Genomic DNA, 14,130 nt, shown 5'->3' with positions numbered 1-14,130 from the left:
GGGAAGCCTTTCGATGAGGGTCAGCTCAGCAGGGAACGGCCGATGATCTCTTTCATGATCTCGGTCGTGCCGCCGTAGATGGTCTGGATCCGGCCGTCGGTGAAGGCCCGCGCGACCGGGTACTCGCTCATGTAGCCGTAGCCGCCGTGCAGTTGCAGGCAGCGGTCGGCGACCCGTTTCTGGAGCTCGGTCGCCCACCACTTGGCCATGGAGGCGTGGACGGCGTCCAGTCCCCCGTCGGAGTGGTCCTCGACGCAGCGGTCGACGAACGTCCGGGTGACGGCGCACTCCGTGGCCATCTCGGCTATCTCGAACCGGATGTGCTGCTTGGTGGCGAGCGGCCGGCCGAAGGCCTCGCGCTCCTTGACGTACGCGGTGGTGATCTCCAGGAGGTGTTCGGCGGCGGCGATCGCGGAGACGGCGATGCTCAGGCGCTCCTGGGCGAGGTTGGTCATCAGGTGCCCGAAGGCGCCGTTGTGCTCGCCCAGGAGGTTCTCCCTGGGCACGCGCACGTCGTGGAAGAACAGCTCGGCCGTGTCCTGGGCCTTCTGGCCGATCTTGTCGAGGTTGCGGCCGCGTTCGAAGCCCGCCGTGCCGCGCTCGACGACCAGCAGCGACAGTCCGCGGGAGCCGCCCTCGGGGGTGGTCCTCGCTACGACGATCACCAGGTCGGCGAGGATGCCGTTGGAGATGAAGGTCTTGGAGCCGTTCAGCACCCAGTGGTCGCCGCGGTCCTCCGCGTGGGTGCGGATGCCCTGGAGGTCGGAGCCCGCGCCGGGCTCGGTCATGGCGATGGCGGTGATCAGCGAGCCGTCGCAGAAGCCGGGAAGCCAGCGGCGCTTCTGCTCCTCGGTGCCGAGGCCGGTGAGGTAGGGGCCGATGACGTCGTTGTGCAGGCCCAGGGCGAGTCCCGGAGTGCCCGCGCGCGTGAACTCCTCGGCGAGGACGGTGGCGTAGCGGAAGTCGGTGGTGCCGCCGCCCCCGAACTCCTCGGGCACGGCGAGCCCGAGAAGGCCCTGCTTTCCGGCCGCCCGCCAGGCCTCGCGGGAGACGATGCCGTCCTTCTCCCACTGCGCGTAGTGCGGCAGCACCTCCCTGGCCAGGAAGGCGCGCACGGTCTCGCGGAACGCGTCGTGCTCGGGGGCGAACAGCTGCCGCTTCATTCGGGGCCTTTCCGGAGTTCCTGGTCTTTCACGAGGTCCGGCACGTCCCAGTCCCGTGCCACCTCGGCGGTGTCGGCGCCGGCCCGGACGGGTCCGGTACGGACGGCCGTGGGGGTCGCGGAGAACCGGGGCGCGGGCGCGGGCTGGGTGATGCCGCCGTGGTCGGTGAAGGTGCCGCGGGCGGCGAGGTGCGGGTGGTCGGGGGCCTCCCGCAGCGACAGGACGGGTGCCACGCACGCGTCGGTGCCCTCGAAGACGGCCGCCCACTCGTCGCGGGTACGGCTGCGGAAGCGGGCCGCGACCGCCTCGCGCAGGTCGCCCCAGCGGGTCCAGTCCTTGCGGGCGTCCGCGTAGTCCGGGAGGCCGAGCAGGTCGAGGAAGAGGTCGTAGAACTGCGGCTCCAGCGCGCCGACCGCCATGTACTTGCCGTCGGCGGTCTCGTAGGTGCCGTAGTAGGGGCAGCCGCCGTCCAGGAGGTTGGCGCCGCGCCGGTCCTGCCAGCCGCCGGCCGCGGTCATGGCGTGGATCATCGCGGAGAGGTGGGAGGTGCCGTCGACGATGGCCGCGTCGACGACCTGGCCGGTGCCGGTCGCGCGCGCGTGGTGCAGGGCGGCGAGAACGCCGACGACGAGATAGAGGGAACCGCCCGCGTAGTCGCCGAGGAGGTTGGCGGGCACGGCCGGGGGGCGGCCCGGTTCCCCGATCATGCCGAGGGTGCCGGTGAGCGCGATGTAGTCGATGTCATGCCCGGCGCGCTGGGCCAGCGGTCCCTCCTGGCCCCAGCCGGTCATCCGGCCGTAGACGAGGGCGGGGTTGCGGGCGTGGCAGTCCTCGGGGCCGACGCCCAGGCGCTCGGCGACACCGGGGCGGTTGCCCTCGATCAGGATGTCGGCCCGGGCGGCGAGGTCGAGCACGCGCGCGGCTCCCCCGGGGGCCTTGAGGTCGACGACCACCGAGCGCTTGTTCCGGTTGGTGAGGTCGTGGCCGGGGTCGATCGAGAGGGCGGCGCCGCCCGGACGGGACACCTGGACGACGTCGGCCCCGAGGTCGGCGAGGAGCATGCCGGCGAACGGGCCGGGCCCGATGCCGGCCAGCTCGACCACGCGCACGCCGGTGAGCGGGCCGTGCCCGGGCGTCGTTGCCGTTGTCATCCAGCCCCCATTGGCGTGACACAACCGATGTAACACCAGTGATGCTAAGAACGCGTTCCAGTGGACACAAGACCTGGACGAGCAAGCGCTTAGCCAATTATCGGCGCGGTCACCGCTCGTCGAGCTCCGCTATCAGCCGTTTCGGCGCGATCGCGCGGTAGCTCTCCTCGCCCCAGTCGCACAGCAGGTCCGCCGCCGGGGCGCCTTTCTCCGCGAGCGGGACGCGGACCCAGCCGGCCTTTCCCAGGCCGTACCCGGCGGGCTCGGCGCCCGGGAAGGTCAGCGCGTGGGCGTGGGCCTCGGCGTCCTTCAGCTTCACGGTGACGCCCATCGGGTAGCTGCCGTCGCTCATGCCCAGGAAGACGAACACCTTCTTGTTGACCTTGGCGACGGTCTCGCCCCACGGGAACTCCTCCGTCGCCCCTGGCAGCCCGAGGGCGAACTCGCGCACTTTCTCCCACTTCTTCAGGGCATTCCTGGGCACGGTCACCGCCCCACCTCCGGGTTCGTCGTCGGGCTCCGCACTCCTCACGCTAGCCTCGGCCACCGACAACGGCGCGTGCGGCGGATCCAGGAGTGTCATGAGCAGGCTGAAGAGGTCGGACCGTCCCTACGACATCGTGCTCTTCGGAGCGACGAGCTTCGCGGGCGCGCTCACCGCGGAGTACCTCGCCGCGCACGGACCGGACGATCTGCGCTGGGCGATCGCCGGCCGCAGCGAGGACAGGCTCCAGGCGCTGCGCGACCGGCTGCCCGAGGGCACCGAGGCCGGGGTGCTCACGGCCGACGTGTCGGACCCGGAGTCGCTGCGCGCCCTCGCCGGGCACGCGCGCGTGGTCGCCACCACCGTCGGGCCCTATCTGACGTACGGCGAGGAGCTCGTCGCCGCCTGCGCGGACGCGGGCACGGACTACCTCGACCTCTCCGGCGAGCCGGAGTTCGTGGACCTGATGTACGTCCGGCACGACGCACGCGCGCGTGAGACGGGCGCACGGCTGGTGCACGCCTGTGGCTTCGACTCGGTCCCGCACGACCTGGGTGCCTGGTTCACGGTCCGGCAGCTGCCGGAGGGCGTGCCGCTCACCGTCGACGGGTTCGTGACCGCGGACGCCATGTTCTCCGGCGGGACCTTCGCGTCGGCCCTCAACCAGTTCGCCCGCGGCCGCCAGATGCTCGCCGCCGCCCGGGACCGCTCCCGGCACGAACCGCGCCTGGTGGGCCGACGGGCCGCCGCGCCGACCGGCACCCCGCGGTACGCGCCGGAGGTGGGCGCCTGGGCCCTGCCGCTGCCGACCATCGACGCGCAGATCGTGCGGCGCTCGGCGAAGGCGCTGGAGCGGTACGGCCCGGACTTCCGCTACCGGCACTACGCGGCCGTACGGCGGCTGCCGGTGGCCGTGGGCGGGGTCGCGGCCGTGGGCGCCCTGTTCGCCGCGGCCCAGGTGCCGCCCGCGCGGCGCTGGCTGTCCGGCCGGGTCAGGCCGGGTGACGGACCGAGCCCCGAGAAGCGTGCCAAGAGCTGGTTCTCGGTGCGTTTCGTCGGCGAGGGCGGTGGCCGGAGGGTGTTCACCGAGGTCAAGGGTGGCGACCCCGGGTACGACGAGACGGCCAAGATGTTCGCCGAGTCGGCGCTGTCCCTGGCCTTCGACGACCTCCCGGAGACGTCCGGTCAGGTCACGACGGCGGTGGCGATGGGGGACGCCCTGATCGAGCGCCTGCGGCGGGCCGGGATCACCTTCCGGGTGGCGGCGACCCGGTGAACCCGCGCGGCGGGGGGCCGGTCAACCCTAGCGGCGGCCGGCCGGAAAGCCGGTACGGCGGCGAGCCGGTGCGCCCCCGTCAGAACGACCAGCCCACCACCGTGTAGATCATGGCCGCGATCCAGCCGAGCCCCGCGAGCACGCCGAGCACCAGCGCGGCGGTCACGGCGCGCTCGACGGGCCGGTTCGGGTCGGTGAGGGGCTTGGGGGAACGGTGGGTCATGCGGTGCGTCGTCATGCGGAACAGCCTGCCGAGCGCGCCGGGGCCCGCACATCCGTACAGATACTCAGACGACGTACTCAGGACGTCGCCTCCCGCAGCGCCCGTCGGCACAGCGCGTCCGCCCTGCGCGTCGTCTCCGGGAGGCGGTAGGCCGGGGTGAGCGCGAGCGTGTGGGCGCAGGCGTTGTCGAGGCTCACGCGGTGGCCGACCGAGACGAAGACCGGCTTCACCGCGTCGCGGGTGCGCAGGGCCCGGCCGACCTCCTCCGGGCCCGCCAGCAGCGGCGTCCACGCACCGCGCCGGGCGCCGGGGTCGTCGTAGGTGAAGGTGAACGGGTTCTTGGCGACGCCGATCGTCGGCAGGCCGGTGAGGACGCCGAGGTGGCTCGCGAGGCCGAAGCGGCGGGGGTGGGCGAGGCCGTAGCCGTCGCAGACCACCAGGCCGGGCGGACACGGCAGGGCGTCGAGGGCGGCGAGGACCGTGGGGATCTCGCGGAAGGCGAGCAGGCCGGGGACGTACGGGAAGGAGATCCGGCCGACGGCGGTGGCCTCGGCGACGACCTCCAGGGTCGCCGCGTCCAGCACCACGGCCGCCGCCGCGACCACGTCCCGGTCGTCGTCGTAGGCCACGTCGACCCCGGTGACACGGCCGGTGCCGGGCGGCGGGCCCGGCTCGTCGAGGACCGTCCGCGGCCGCAAATCGTCCTGGACCGCGCGGGCCTCTTCCTCGGTCGCGGGCCAGCCCGCGGGGATGTCCACTGTCGTCATCGTGGGCACGAGCGTACGGCGGGGCGGCGTAGGCTCGCGATCATGTTCGTACTGGAACTGACCTACACCGCCCCGCTCGACGCCGTGGACGCCGTGCTGCCGGCGCATGTCGCCTGGCTGGAGGAGCAGTACGAGCGGGGTGTGTTCCTGGCCTCCGGGCCCAAGAACCCCCGCGACGGCGGGGTGATCATCGCCGTCGCGGAGGACCGTGCGCGGATCGAGGAGATCGCCGCGGGCGACCCCTTCGTCACGGCCGGCGTGTGCGCGTACCGCGTCACCGAGTTCGCCGCGACGAAGACGGCCCCGGCACTGGAGCCGTATCGGGAGACGCCCGGCTGACCGGTCAGCCCTTGTTGCCGAGGGCGCGCTGGAGCTGGCTCTTGTTCATGTCCGAACGGCCCTTGACCCCCTTGCGCTTGGCCTCCTCGTAGAGCTGGTCGTAGGTCGGGCCCTGGGAACCCTTCCCGGACCGCTGGCCGCCCCGCTTGCCCGAGGACATGTCCTTGGTGGAGGTGCGGCTGGCGGTCTTGGACTCCCCGGAGCGGGCGCGTTCCTTGTTGACCGTCCGCGCCGCGATCTCCTTGGCCCGTCCGGTGCTCTCACCCCTGTCCTCGGCGCTCTTCTTGATGTGCTCGTACTGGCGTTCCCGCTTCGAGTTCGAACCGGCTGGCATGGGGGATCACTCCTTTCGCCGTCGGCGGCCGGGTACCCCGCATTCCGCCACTCAGTTCTCCAGGCGTGCCACCCGTCCCTTCTCCCCGGCCGCCCAGCAGCCGCCGTCGGCCGTGCAGTCCACGGTGTCGTACGAGCCGGTGTCGACGGTCCGCCAGGTCCGGCCGCCGTCCCGGGTGAGGTCCGTGCCCGTGGGGCCGACCGCGAGGGCGGCGGTACGGCTGTGCGGGAGCCAGGCCGCACCGGAGCGGTAGGCGGGCACCGGGGCGGCGGCGGGCCGCCAGGTCGCGCCCCCGTCGCCGGTGCGGGCGGCGGCGCTGGGCGAGCTCTGGTCGGGGCGGTAGTCGCCGCCGACCGCGAGTCCGTGGACGCGGTCGCGGAAGGCGAGCGCGAAGACCCCCTTCGCCGGGTCGCCCGCCGGGATCGGCGCGTCGGACGCCGTCCAGGTCAGTCCCCGGTCGGCGGAGTGCAGTACACGCGCGCGTGCGGCGCCGCCGGTGGCCAGCCAGACGTCCCGGGGCCCGGAACTGACCAGGCACTGCCCGCTCGCGGCGAAACCCGCCTCGCCGTCGAGGGCGGCCGGCATGCCCTTGTCCGGCAGGACCTTCCAGGAGCGGCCGCCGTCGGAGGTCGACAGGATGCGGAACTTCCCGTCCACCGGGTCGCTCATGGCGAGGCCGTGGCGGTGGTCGAAGAAGGTGAGGCAGTCGTAGAAGGCCCTGGCGTCGGTGTTGCGGAAGGACTCGGTCCAGGTCGCGCCGCCGTCCTCGGTGCGGTAGACGCGGGACGCCTCGCCCTCCCCGATGGCCAGGACCACCGCGCGGCGCGCGTCGAACGCCTCGACGTCCCGGAACTGGAGCTCGGCGGCACCCGGCGGTGAGACGTCGCGCCAGCTCGCCCCGCCGTCGGTGGTGCGCAGCACGGTGCCCTGGGTGCCGGCCAGCCAGGCGGTGTTCCGGCTGACCGCCGACAGCCCGCGGAACCGCACCTCGGGGGTACCGCTGTCCTTGAGCTCCCAGTGCGGTGCACGGCCGTCCGGGTCGTGCGCCTCAGCCGGTACGGCGGTCAGGGCGGCCAGCGCCGCCGCACAGGCCGCTGTCGCGGTGATGGCCCGCATCGTCAGGCCCGTCCGTCTCTTGCCTCGCGTGATCCCCATGCGCCTCATGGCGGGCGAAGCTAGCCCACGCTCCCGGCGCCGTCCAGATGCCCTCGGACGCCCGGCCACCGGCGCGCCGGGTGTCACCTGTGCCTCCCGGGGCACGGGAAAGGGACTGGATCACACAGGTGCATGAAGACGGTGACAGAGGTCACTCGCCCTTCGTGTACACGGATTGACTCATTCCGACGTCTCTTCCAGTGCCCGTCCCACCCGGAAGCCCTGTCAGCCGTCACGAGGGAGCAAGGCGTTGTCCACCGTCATCGAGCAGCCCGTCGAGGCCCGTCTCGTCGCCGCGGCACCGCGGATGCCGAGCATTCCCGCCACCCTGCACTACGACCGCTGTGATCCGTTCGCCGTCCGCATGACCTTCCCTGCCCCGGCCACCCTGGAGGGCGTCGAGGTGTGCTGGACCTTCAGCCGCGAACTGCTCACCTCCGGCCTGCACGAGCCCGAGGGCCACGGTGACGTCCGGGTGCGGCCGTACGGCTACGACCGCACCGTTCTCGAGTTCCACGCCCCCGAGGGCACCGCCGTCGTGCATGTGCGCACGGGCGAGCTGCGCCGGTTCCTGGAAGCGACCAACGACCTCGTGCCGACCGGTCTGGAGCACCTCCAGCTCGACCTCGACCACGACCTGGCCGAGCTGATGCGCGACGCCTACTGACCTCCGCCCAGCAGGGCGTTGAGCTCGCCGTAGTCGAGCCCGTCGGCCAGCGCGTCGTACGTCCCCGCGTCCAGCAGCTCCCGCGCGGCGCGGCGGACCAGGGCGTGCGCGGCCTGGGCGATGCCCGAGCCGACGCTGACCCGCGCCACGCCGAGTGAGGCCAGCTCGGCGACGGACGGGGCGCCGGGTCCTGCCATGACGTTCAGCGGACCGTCGATCGCGTCGACGAGCAGCTTGACGGTCCCCGGGTCGACGGCCCCGGGGACGAAGATCCCGTCGGCGCCGGCGGCGAGGAAGGCGGCGGCCCGCTCCGCGGTGAGGTCCACTCCCCCGGCTCCGCGCAGGAACGTGTCGATCCGGGCGTTGACGAACAACGGCACGCCCGCCGCGTCCGCGGCCTGCCGGGCAGCCGCGATCCGCTCCGCCTGCTCGCCGACCGGCCGCAGTGGTTCTCCCCCGTCGCCGTACCGGGCATCCTCGATGTTCACCCCGACCGCGCCCGCCGCGAGCACCGCGCGCACGGTGTCGGCGACGCCCGCCGCGTCCCGCGCGTAACCGCTCTCGATGTCCGCGCTGACCGGCACGCCCACCGCGGCGGCGATCCGCCGCACGCCGTCCAGGGCCCGCTCCCGGCCCAGGCGGTCACCGTCCGCCGCGCCCAGGGCCCAGGCGAGCCCGGCGCTCGTGGTGGCCACGGCGGCGGCGCCCGCGTCCTCGACGACACGGGCGCTGGTGAGGTCCCAGGCGTTCGGCAGCACGAGCGGGGTGCCAGGGACGTGCAGGGAGCGGAAGGCGAGGGCGCGGTCGCGGAGCGTGTCCTGGTGGGTCATGCGTCCCAGCCAACCACCGGCCCCCGCAGCGGTGCTGGCAGGAATCCGACACCGGCGTTCAGGCGCGCGCCGCCACCGAGGCCGCCGCCCCGCGGACCCCGTGGACCAGTTCCCGCAGCACCGGCGCCACCTGCCCGGAGCGCTCGACCAGATCCTCGACCCGGGTCTCGTGATGCTCCCCGCGCGGCAGCAGGGTGCGCAGCCCGGCCGCCGCGGCGAGCGCGACGAGGGCCGCGTCCCGCTCGGGGACGTCCACGGCCGACAGCGGTCCCCGCAGGACCTGCCGGGCCTCCTCCTGGAGCGCCCGCACGACGGCCGGGCGGGCCAGGGCGTACTCCACCGTGGGGAACAGCCCGAGGGCCCGCCGCTTGCGGGCGGCCAGGTGCCCGCCTGCGGTGAGCTGTTCCCGTACGGCGTCCAGGGTGACCCGGGTGTGGGGCGTCACCCAGCTCCGCCACCGGTGCGGCCGGGACTCGCGGACCAGTTCGAGCAGCCCGTCCAGGACCGGGTCCCCGGTCTCGGCGTCCATGTCGACCGGCGTGGCGATCCCGTCCACGTCGAGGAGCAGCCCGCGCCGGGCCAGCTCGACGAGGGCACCGGCCCGGACCACCTGGGGGACCTGGGCGGCGCCGGCCGTCTCGGACTTCGAGGTGTCCCAGGCCAGCAGGTAGAGCTGGGCCGGCAGGGAGAGCGGGCCGTCGGGCACGGTGCCTCCTAAGGCGCGTTAACTCGTTGACAGCCCTGGGGCCGCCTCGTACGTTGTAGAACGCTTCTGTTGCCGTCGATCGGAGAAGGACGTTGCTCGTCTGAGGTCCTGAGACACCGTGTCACACACCTGAGGTGTGTGCCGCCGCGTGCGACCTCGGCATACGAGCCGTTCCGACGTGCCGGACCCTGTCCGTGCCCTCCGGTTCCCTGTCGCCTCCCGTGGTCGCGGGTGTCTCGATACGCGTTTGCCCCTTCTCGCTTCGAGCAACCGCGGAGACCCGTATGTCTGCTTCTGTCACCTGCACCTCCCTCTTTTTCTCGTGGCCCGACGGCACCCCCGTCCTCGAGGGCCTCGACATCGCCTTCGGCCCCGGACGGACGGGGCTCGTCGGGGTCAACGGGTCAGGGAAGTCGACCCTGTTGAAGCTCATCGCCGGTGAACTCGCCCCGGCCGACGGCACCGTGCGCGTCGCCGGCGAGGTCGGGTACCTCCCGCAGAACGTCACGCTAGACACCGCACTGCGGGTCGACGAGGTGCTCGGCGTCTCCGCGCAGCGGGCCGCGCTGCACGCCATCGAGGCGGGCGACGTGTCCGAGGAGCACTTCGAGACCGTCGGCGACGACTGGGACGTGGAGGAGCGGGCCCTGGCCACCCTCGGCGAACTCGGTCTCGGGCACATCGGGCTGGACCGCCGGATCGGCGAGGTCTCGGGCGGCGAGTCGGTGCTGCTGCGCCTGGCCGCTCTGCTGCTGCGCCGGCCGGACGTCCTGCTCCTCGACGAGCCCACCAACAACCTGGACCTGTACGCCCGCAGGCGGCTGTACTCGGCCGTCGCCTCCTGGCCGGGGGTCATGGTGGTGGTCAGCCACGACCGTGAACTCCTCGACCTGGTCGACCAGATCGCCGACCTGCGCGCGGGGGAGGTCACCTGGTACGGCGGCAACTTCTCCGCCTACGAGGAGGCCCTCGCGGTCGAACAGGAGGCGGCGGAACGGATGGTGCGGGTCGCCGAGTCCGACTTCCGCCGCCAGAAGCGCGAACTGGTGGACGCCCAGGTCAAGTTGGCCCACCGCAGGCGCTACGCCCAGAAGATGTACGACACCAAGCGCGAGCCGCGGGCCGTCATGAAGCTGAAGAGCCGCTCGGCCCAGGTCTCCGCGGGCAAGCACCGCATCATGCACGAGGAGAAGCTGGCCGAGGCCAGGGACCGGCTCGACGAGGCCGTGGAGGCGGTACGGGACGACGACGAGATCCGCGTCGACCTGCCGTACACGGCCGTGCCGCCGGGCCGTACGGTCCTGACCCTCATGGACCTGGAACTCGCCTACGGCGCTCGGGTGAGGGGCGGCCTCGACCTGCGGGGCCCGGAGCGGGTCGCGCTGATCGGGCGCAACGGCGCGGGCAAGACGACGTTGCTGCGCACGATCGCCGGGGAGCTGGAGGCGGTGTCGGGCGAGGCCACGGCCCACGTCCCGCTCCGTTTCCTGCCCCAGCGTCTGGACGTCCTCGACGGTGAGCTGTCGGTCGCCGAGAACGTGGCGCGGTTCGCACCGGGCGCCACCAACAACCGGGTGCGGGCCCGTCTCGCCCGCTTCCTGTTCCGGGGTGCCCGGGCCGACCAGCAGGCGTCGACGCTGTCCGGCGGCGAACGCTTCCGGGCGGCCCTCGCCGCGCTGATGCTGGCGGAGCCCGCACCCCAGCTGCTCATGCTCGACGAGCCGACGAACAACCTCGACATGGCGAGCGTGCGACAACTGACCTCGGCCCTGGAGTCGTACGAGGGCGCACTGGTCGTGGCCAGCCACGACCTGCCGTTCCTGGAGTCGATCGGCATCACACGCTGGCTGATGCTGGACGGGGAACTGCGGGAGGTGACCCCACAGACCCTGGAGTCGCTGTCGTGACCACGGCGCCCCCACGCTCCGAGCGGCGCCGTCCCCGTGGCATCCACCGGGTGTCCCGCGACCGGCGTCGCGCACTCCGGCGACGCGGGCACTGGGACGGCCGTGCGGCTGCCGCGAGGGGCGTAGGCCGCGGCCCATGCGCGTGTATGTACTGAGAGGCCCGAGAGCAACACACGCGCGTGCGGTCGCCGCAGGAGACCGTGAGCGGCACACGTGCTTGCGGCACCGCGGTCTCCGGCGGCGGGGGCGAGGGCGCCGGTACTGTCGGGCCCACGGCGGCGTCGGTGCCGCGGTTGCGAGGGCGGGGCACGCGCGCGGGCCCCGAGCGGCACACGCGGGCAGGCGCCGTAGAGAGCGTGAGCGGCACGCGCGCGTGTGGCAGGCAGGAGGCCCGTGCGGGGCGCGCGGTCCGTCACGGGAGTGACGGAGCTCGGGCCCGGAGCGTCTCAGGAGGGGCACAGCCTGGCTGCGGGGGTTTTGTCGACACGGACCGGCGCTGCATGATGGCTGACCGGCGCCCGTCACGCGCGCCGCCCCTGCCCCGCCGATACGGAGTTTCTTTCGTGCCCAGCAAGAAGGCCCTCGTCCGCCGCCCCAGCCCGCGCCTCGCCGAAGGTCTGGTGACGCACGTCGAGCGGGAGAAGGTCGACGTCGACCTCGCGCTCGAGCAGTGGGAGGCGTACGTCGAGGCCCTGCGCGCGCACGGCTGGGAGACCGTCGAGGTGGACCCGGAGGACGACTGCCCGGACTCGGTGTTCGTCGAGGACACCGTCGTCATGTACAAGAACGTCGCCCTGATCGCGCGCCCCGGGGCCGAGTCCCGGCGCGAGGAGACCATGGGCGTCGAGGAGGCCGTGGCCCGCCTGGGCTGCTCGGTGAACTGGATCTGGGAACCGGGCACCCTGGACGGCGGCGACGTGCTGAAGATCGGTGACACGATCTACGTCGGCCGGGGCGGACGCACCAACGCGGCCGGGGTCCAGCAGGTGCGGGCCGCCTTCGAACCGCTCGGGGCCCGGGTCGTCGCCGTGCCGGTGAGCAAGGTGCTGCACCTGAAGTCGGCGGTCACCGCGCTGCCCGACGGGACCGTCATCGGGCACATCCCCAAGGTGGACCGGCCCGCGCTCTTCCCGCGCTTCCTGTCCGTACCGGAGGAGGCGGGCGCCCACGTCGTCCTGCTGGGCGGCCCCAAGCTGCTCATGTCGGCGAGCGCGCCGAAGACCGCGGAGCTGCTCACCGACCTCGGGTTCGAACCGGTCGTGGTCGACATCAGCGAGTTCGAGAAGCTCGAAGGCTGTGTGACGTGCCTCTCAGTGCGGCTGCGCGACCTGTACGCCTGACCGGGTGATCCCCTCACTCCGGCGGCCCCGGACCTGCGGTTCCGGGGCCGCTTGTCATGCCCGGGGAACGCTGCTGATCAGGAGCCTTTACGGCCCCCTTAACCTACGGCCTCGTAACCTACGGTTTCGTAGCCTACGATTCCGTAGGTTCCCGGCGCCGCCCGCCGGACCCCGTACATGTTCTGTCGCGTCCCCCTGGAGTACCTGTGACGATCACTTCCCCTCACCTCGGCAGCCCGTCCTCCGAGTGGACCGACGCGCGACTGCTGTACGCGCTGGAGGAAGTGGTCGAGAAGGAACTCAACCGGCATCTGAAGGTCACCAAGGACTGGATGCCGCACGAGTACGTGCCATGGAGCGACGGCCGCAACTTCCCCGGCTTCTTCGAGGACGGCGAGGCCTGGGAGAAGGGCCAGTCCAAGGTCACCGAGATCGGCCGGATCGCCCTCGTGGTGAACCTCCTCACCGAGGACAACCTCCCCAGCTACCACCACGAGATCGCCTCGCTCTTCGGCCGGGACGGCGCCTGGGGCACCTGGGTGCACCGCTGGACCGCCGAGGAGGGCCGGCACGGCATCGTGATGCGCGACTACCTGCTCGCCTCCCGCGCGGTGGACCCGGACAAGCTGGAGCAGTTCCGCATGGCCCACATGAGCGAGGGCTTCGAGTCGGACAACCGCCACTCCATGCTGCACTCGGTGGCCTACGTGTCCTTCCAGGAACTCGCGACCCGCGTCTCGCACCGCAACACCGGCCACCAGTCCGGTGACCCGGTCTGCGACCGCATGCTGGCGCGCATCGCCACCGACGAGAACCTGCACATGGTCTTCTACCGGAACCTGCTGAAGGCGGCCTTCGAGCTCGCGCCCGACCTCACGATGATGGCGGTGCGCGACGTGATCGTGAACTTCCGGATGCCCGGCCACGGCATGCCCGGCTTCGAGCGGGCCGCCGCGCAGATGGCGATCGGCGAGATCTACAACATGCGTATCCACCACGACGACGTGCTCCAGCCCGTCCTGCGCTTCCTGAAGGTCATGGAGATCGACGGCCTCGGGCCCGAGGGGCAGCGGGCGCAGGACGAGCTCGGTCTGTATATGAACGGGCTGGACGCGGAGGCCCTGAAGTTCGACGAGAAGCTCGCGGCCCGCAAGGCGCGGATGGCGGCTCGCGCGGGAGCCTGACGCCCCAGGCGGGCCCGGCGGACATCCGGCAGGCGGCTCACCGCCCGCATCGCCACGCGGGCGTGGGTGTCAGCGGCACGGCCCGGCGGACCGTCGGCTTCTCCCTGGGCCTGTCAGACACCGACGCCGCCGTAGGGGTACGGCGGCGCATCGGTGTGCCCGCGCCGGGCCCGGGCCCCTAACCGCACTCCCGTCCCGTCCCCTCGTCGGTTGTGCAGCCGCGTCGGATGGCCAGCCGTTCCTTCTCGGAGAGGCCGCCCCAGACGCCGAAGCGTTCGTCGTTGGCCAGGGCGTACTCGAGGCAGGCCGAGCGCATCTCGCACATGCCGCAGATGCGCTTCGCCTCCCGCACCGAGCTGCCCGGCTCGGGAAAGAAGAAGTCCGCCCCGGTCTGCGCGCACAACGCCTGTGCCTGCCAGGCGGGGTCGGACGGGGTGATGGTGTCGATGTGCATGGCCGAGATCGTGCCGGGCGGCGAAAAACGTTCGATCAACGCGCGATCAACGCCGCCGTTCACGGCCTCCGGCCGCCTTGATGGTCCCCTGCCCGGTGCGGGCGGGCACGGCGGCGCGCGGAAACCGTTCACCGGCGCGTCCCCGCCGGC

General features: G+C 72.7%; 16 protein-coding genes. 6 read left to right on the top strand and 10 right to left on the bottom strand.

What is annotated here, in order from left to right; genetic code table 11:
* Positions 1-20: 20 nt before the first annotated feature.
* From ACIQJT_RS00735 to ACIQJT_RS00725, 3 genes are all read right to left on the bottom strand, one after another.
* Positions 21-1,163, bottom strand: coding sequence for an acyl-CoA dehydrogenase family protein (locus ACIQJT_RS00735; protein ID WP_402638709.1), 1,143 nt, complete (start codon positions 1,161-1,163; stop codon positions 21-23).
* Positions 1,160-2,314, bottom strand: coding sequence for a CaiB/BaiF CoA transferase family protein (locus ACIQJT_RS00730; protein ID WP_402638707.1), 1,155 nt, complete (start codon positions 2,312-2,314; stop codon positions 1,160-1,162). The genes ACIQJT_RS00735 and ACIQJT_RS00730 overlap by 4 nt, the downstream gene beginning before the upstream one ends.
* A 109-nt stretch (positions 2,315-2,423) precedes the next feature.
* Entirely contained in the window at positions 2,424-2,804 is a 381-nt protein-coding gene (locus tag ACIQJT_RS00725) for an MmcQ/YjbR family DNA-binding protein (RefSeq protein ID WP_402638704.1), read from the bottom strand.
* A 91-nt stretch (positions 2,805-2,895) separates the two neighbouring features.
* Here ACIQJT_RS00725 and ACIQJT_RS00720 point away from each other — a divergent pair, with 91 nt between their 5' ends.
* The gene (locus ACIQJT_RS00720; protein ID WP_402638702.1) at positions 2,896-4,074 is read left to right on the top strand and encodes a saccharopine dehydrogenase family protein; all 1,179 of its coding nucleotides are present in this window, start codon (positions 2,896-2,898) and stop codon (positions 4,072-4,074) included.
* Between the two features lie 79 nt (positions 4,075-4,153).
* On the opposite strand, the gene mmpA is transcribed toward ACIQJT_RS00720, so the two are convergent.
* Together mmpA and ACIQJT_RS00710 are read right to left on the bottom strand one after the other, a co-directional pair.
* A complete protein-coding gene (mmpA, locus tag ACIQJT_RS00715; protein WP_402638700.1) occupies positions 4,154-4,312 on the bottom strand; it encodes a morphogenic membrane protein MmpA in 159 nt (52 codons plus the stop codon).
* 62 nt (positions 4,313-4,374) lie between these two features.
* A complete protein-coding gene (locus tag ACIQJT_RS00710; RefSeq protein ID WP_402638698.1) occupies positions 4,375-5,064 on the bottom strand; it encodes an endonuclease V in 690 nt (229 codons plus the stop codon).
* A gap of 42 nt (positions 5,065-5,106) precedes the next feature.
* On the opposite strand from ACIQJT_RS00710, the gene ACIQJT_RS00705 reads away from it, so the two are divergent.
* A complete protein-coding gene (locus tag ACIQJT_RS00705; RefSeq protein WP_365454171.1) occupies positions 5,107-5,403 on the top strand; it encodes a YciI family protein in 297 nt (98 codons plus the stop codon).
* A 4-nt stretch (positions 5,404-5,407) separates the two neighbouring features.
* Here the strand turns inward: ACIQJT_RS00705 and ACIQJT_RS00700 are convergent, their stop codons facing one another.
* Together ACIQJT_RS00700 and ACIQJT_RS00695 are read right to left on the bottom strand one after the other, a co-directional pair.
* Complete coding sequence (locus ACIQJT_RS00700) at positions 5,408-5,737, bottom strand: hypothetical protein (protein WP_053849163.1); 330 nt, start codon at positions 5,735-5,737, stop codon at positions 5,408-5,410.
* A 51-nt stretch (positions 5,738-5,788) separates the two neighbouring features.
* Positions 5,789-6,892: a WD40/YVTN/BNR-like repeat-containing protein gene (locus ACIQJT_RS00695; RefSeq protein ID WP_402638695.1), complete on the bottom strand. Its 1,104-nt coding sequence runs from the start codon at positions 6,890-6,892 to the stop codon at positions 5,789-5,791.
* A gap of 250 nt (positions 6,893-7,142) precedes the next feature.
* On the opposite strand from ACIQJT_RS00695, the gene ACIQJT_RS00690 reads away from it, so the two are divergent.
* Positions 7,143-7,559: an SsgA family sporulation/cell division regulator gene (locus ACIQJT_RS00690; protein WP_053849161.1), complete on the top strand. Its 417-nt coding sequence runs from the start codon at positions 7,143-7,145 to the stop codon at positions 7,557-7,559.
* On the opposite strand, the gene ACIQJT_RS00685 is transcribed toward ACIQJT_RS00690, so the two are convergent.
* Together ACIQJT_RS00685 and ACIQJT_RS00680 are read right to left on the bottom strand one after the other, a co-directional pair.
* On the bottom strand, positions 7,553-8,389 hold the full coding sequence (locus ACIQJT_RS00685; protein ID WP_365454167.1) for an isocitrate lyase/phosphoenolpyruvate mutase family protein: 837 nt from the start codon (positions 8,387-8,389) through the stop codon (positions 7,553-7,555). The genes ACIQJT_RS00690 and ACIQJT_RS00685 overlap by 7 nt on opposite strands.
* Positions 8,390-8,447: 58 nt before the next feature.
* On the bottom strand, positions 8,448-9,095 hold the full coding sequence (locus tag ACIQJT_RS00680) for a GPP34 family phosphoprotein (protein WP_365454164.1): 648 nt from the start codon (positions 9,093-9,095) through the stop codon (positions 8,448-8,450).
* Between the two features lie 284 nt (positions 9,096-9,379).
* Between ACIQJT_RS00680 and ACIQJT_RS00675 the strand changes: the two genes are divergently transcribed.
* The 3 genes from ACIQJT_RS00675 to ACIQJT_RS00665 all read left to right on the top strand — a co-directional run bounded on the left by ACIQJT_RS00675 (position 9,380) and on the right by ACIQJT_RS00665 (position 13,526).
* On the top strand, positions 9,380-11,002 hold the full coding sequence (locus tag ACIQJT_RS00675; protein WP_402638692.1) for an ABC-F family ATP-binding cassette domain-containing protein: 1,623 nt from the start codon (positions 9,380-9,382) through the stop codon (positions 11,000-11,002).
* 563 nt (positions 11,003-11,565) lie between these two features.
* Positions 11,566-12,342 (top strand): dimethylargininase, encoded by a 777-nt coding sequence (gene ddaH / locus ACIQJT_RS00670; protein WP_402638690.1) that lies wholly within the window; start codon positions 11,566-11,568, stop codon positions 12,340-12,342.
* A gap of 206 nt (positions 12,343-12,548) precedes the next feature.
* On the top strand, positions 12,549-13,526 hold the full coding sequence (locus ACIQJT_RS00665; protein ID WP_053849156.1) for an acyl-ACP desaturase: 978 nt from the start codon (positions 12,549-12,551) through the stop codon (positions 13,524-13,526).
* Between the two features lie 178 nt (positions 13,527-13,704).
* On the opposite strand, the gene ACIQJT_RS00660 is transcribed toward ACIQJT_RS00665, so the two are convergent.
* On the bottom strand, positions 13,705-13,980 hold the full coding sequence (locus ACIQJT_RS00660; protein ID WP_365454152.1) for a WhiB family transcriptional regulator: 276 nt from the start codon (positions 13,978-13,980) through the stop codon (positions 13,705-13,707).
* Between the last annotated feature and the right edge of the window lie 150 nt (positions 13,981-14,130).

This window comes from Streptomyces sp. NPDC091972, assembly GCF_044756385.1.
In the GTDB taxonomy this organism is placed as follows: Bacteria; Actinomycetota; Actinomycetes; order Streptomycetales; family Streptomycetaceae; genus Streptomyces.
This window is presented reverse-complemented; position numbering and strand designations above follow the sequence as displayed.

Coding starts and splice junctions, on each gene's coding strand:
- ACIQJT_RS00735 (WP_402638709.1), bottom strand. CDS start 1,163: ATGAAGCGGCAGCTGTTCGCCCCCGAGCACGACGCGTTCCGCGAGACC.
- ACIQJT_RS00730 (WP_402638707.1), bottom strand. CDS start 2,314: ATGACAACGGCAACGACGCCCGGGCACGGCCCGCTCACCGGCGTGCGC.
- ACIQJT_RS00720 (WP_402638702.1), top strand. CDS start 2,896: ATGAGCAGGCTGAAGAGGTCGGACCGTCCCTACGACATCGTGCTCTTC.
- mmpA (WP_402638700.1), bottom strand. CDS start 4,312: ATGACGACGCACCGCATGACCCACCGTTCCCCCAAGCCCCTCACCGAC.
- ACIQJT_RS00710 (WP_402638698.1), bottom strand. CDS start 5,064: ATGACGACAGTGGACATCCCCGCGGGCTGGCCCGCGACCGAGGAAGAG.
- ACIQJT_RS00705 (WP_365454171.1), top strand. CDS start 5,107: ATGTTCGTACTGGAACTGACCTACACCGCCCCGCTCGACGCCGTGGAC.
- ACIQJT_RS00700 (WP_053849163.1), bottom strand. CDS start 5,737: ATGCCAGCCGGTTCGAACTCGAAGCGGGAACGCCAGTACGAGCACATC.
- ACIQJT_RS00695 (WP_402638695.1), bottom strand. CDS start 6,892: ATGGGGATCACGCGAGGCAAGAGACGGACGGGCCTGACGATGCGGGCC.
- ACIQJT_RS00685 (WP_365454167.1), bottom strand. CDS start 8,389: ATGACCCACCAGGACACGCTCCGCGACCGCGCCCTCGCCTTCCGCTCC.
- ACIQJT_RS00675 (WP_402638692.1), top strand. CDS start 9,380: ATGTCTGCTTCTGTCACCTGCACCTCCCTCTTTTTCTCGTGGCCCGAC.
- ACIQJT_RS00660 (WP_365454152.1), bottom strand. CDS start 13,980: ATGCACATCGACACCATCACCCCGTCCGACCCCGCCTGGCAGGCACAG.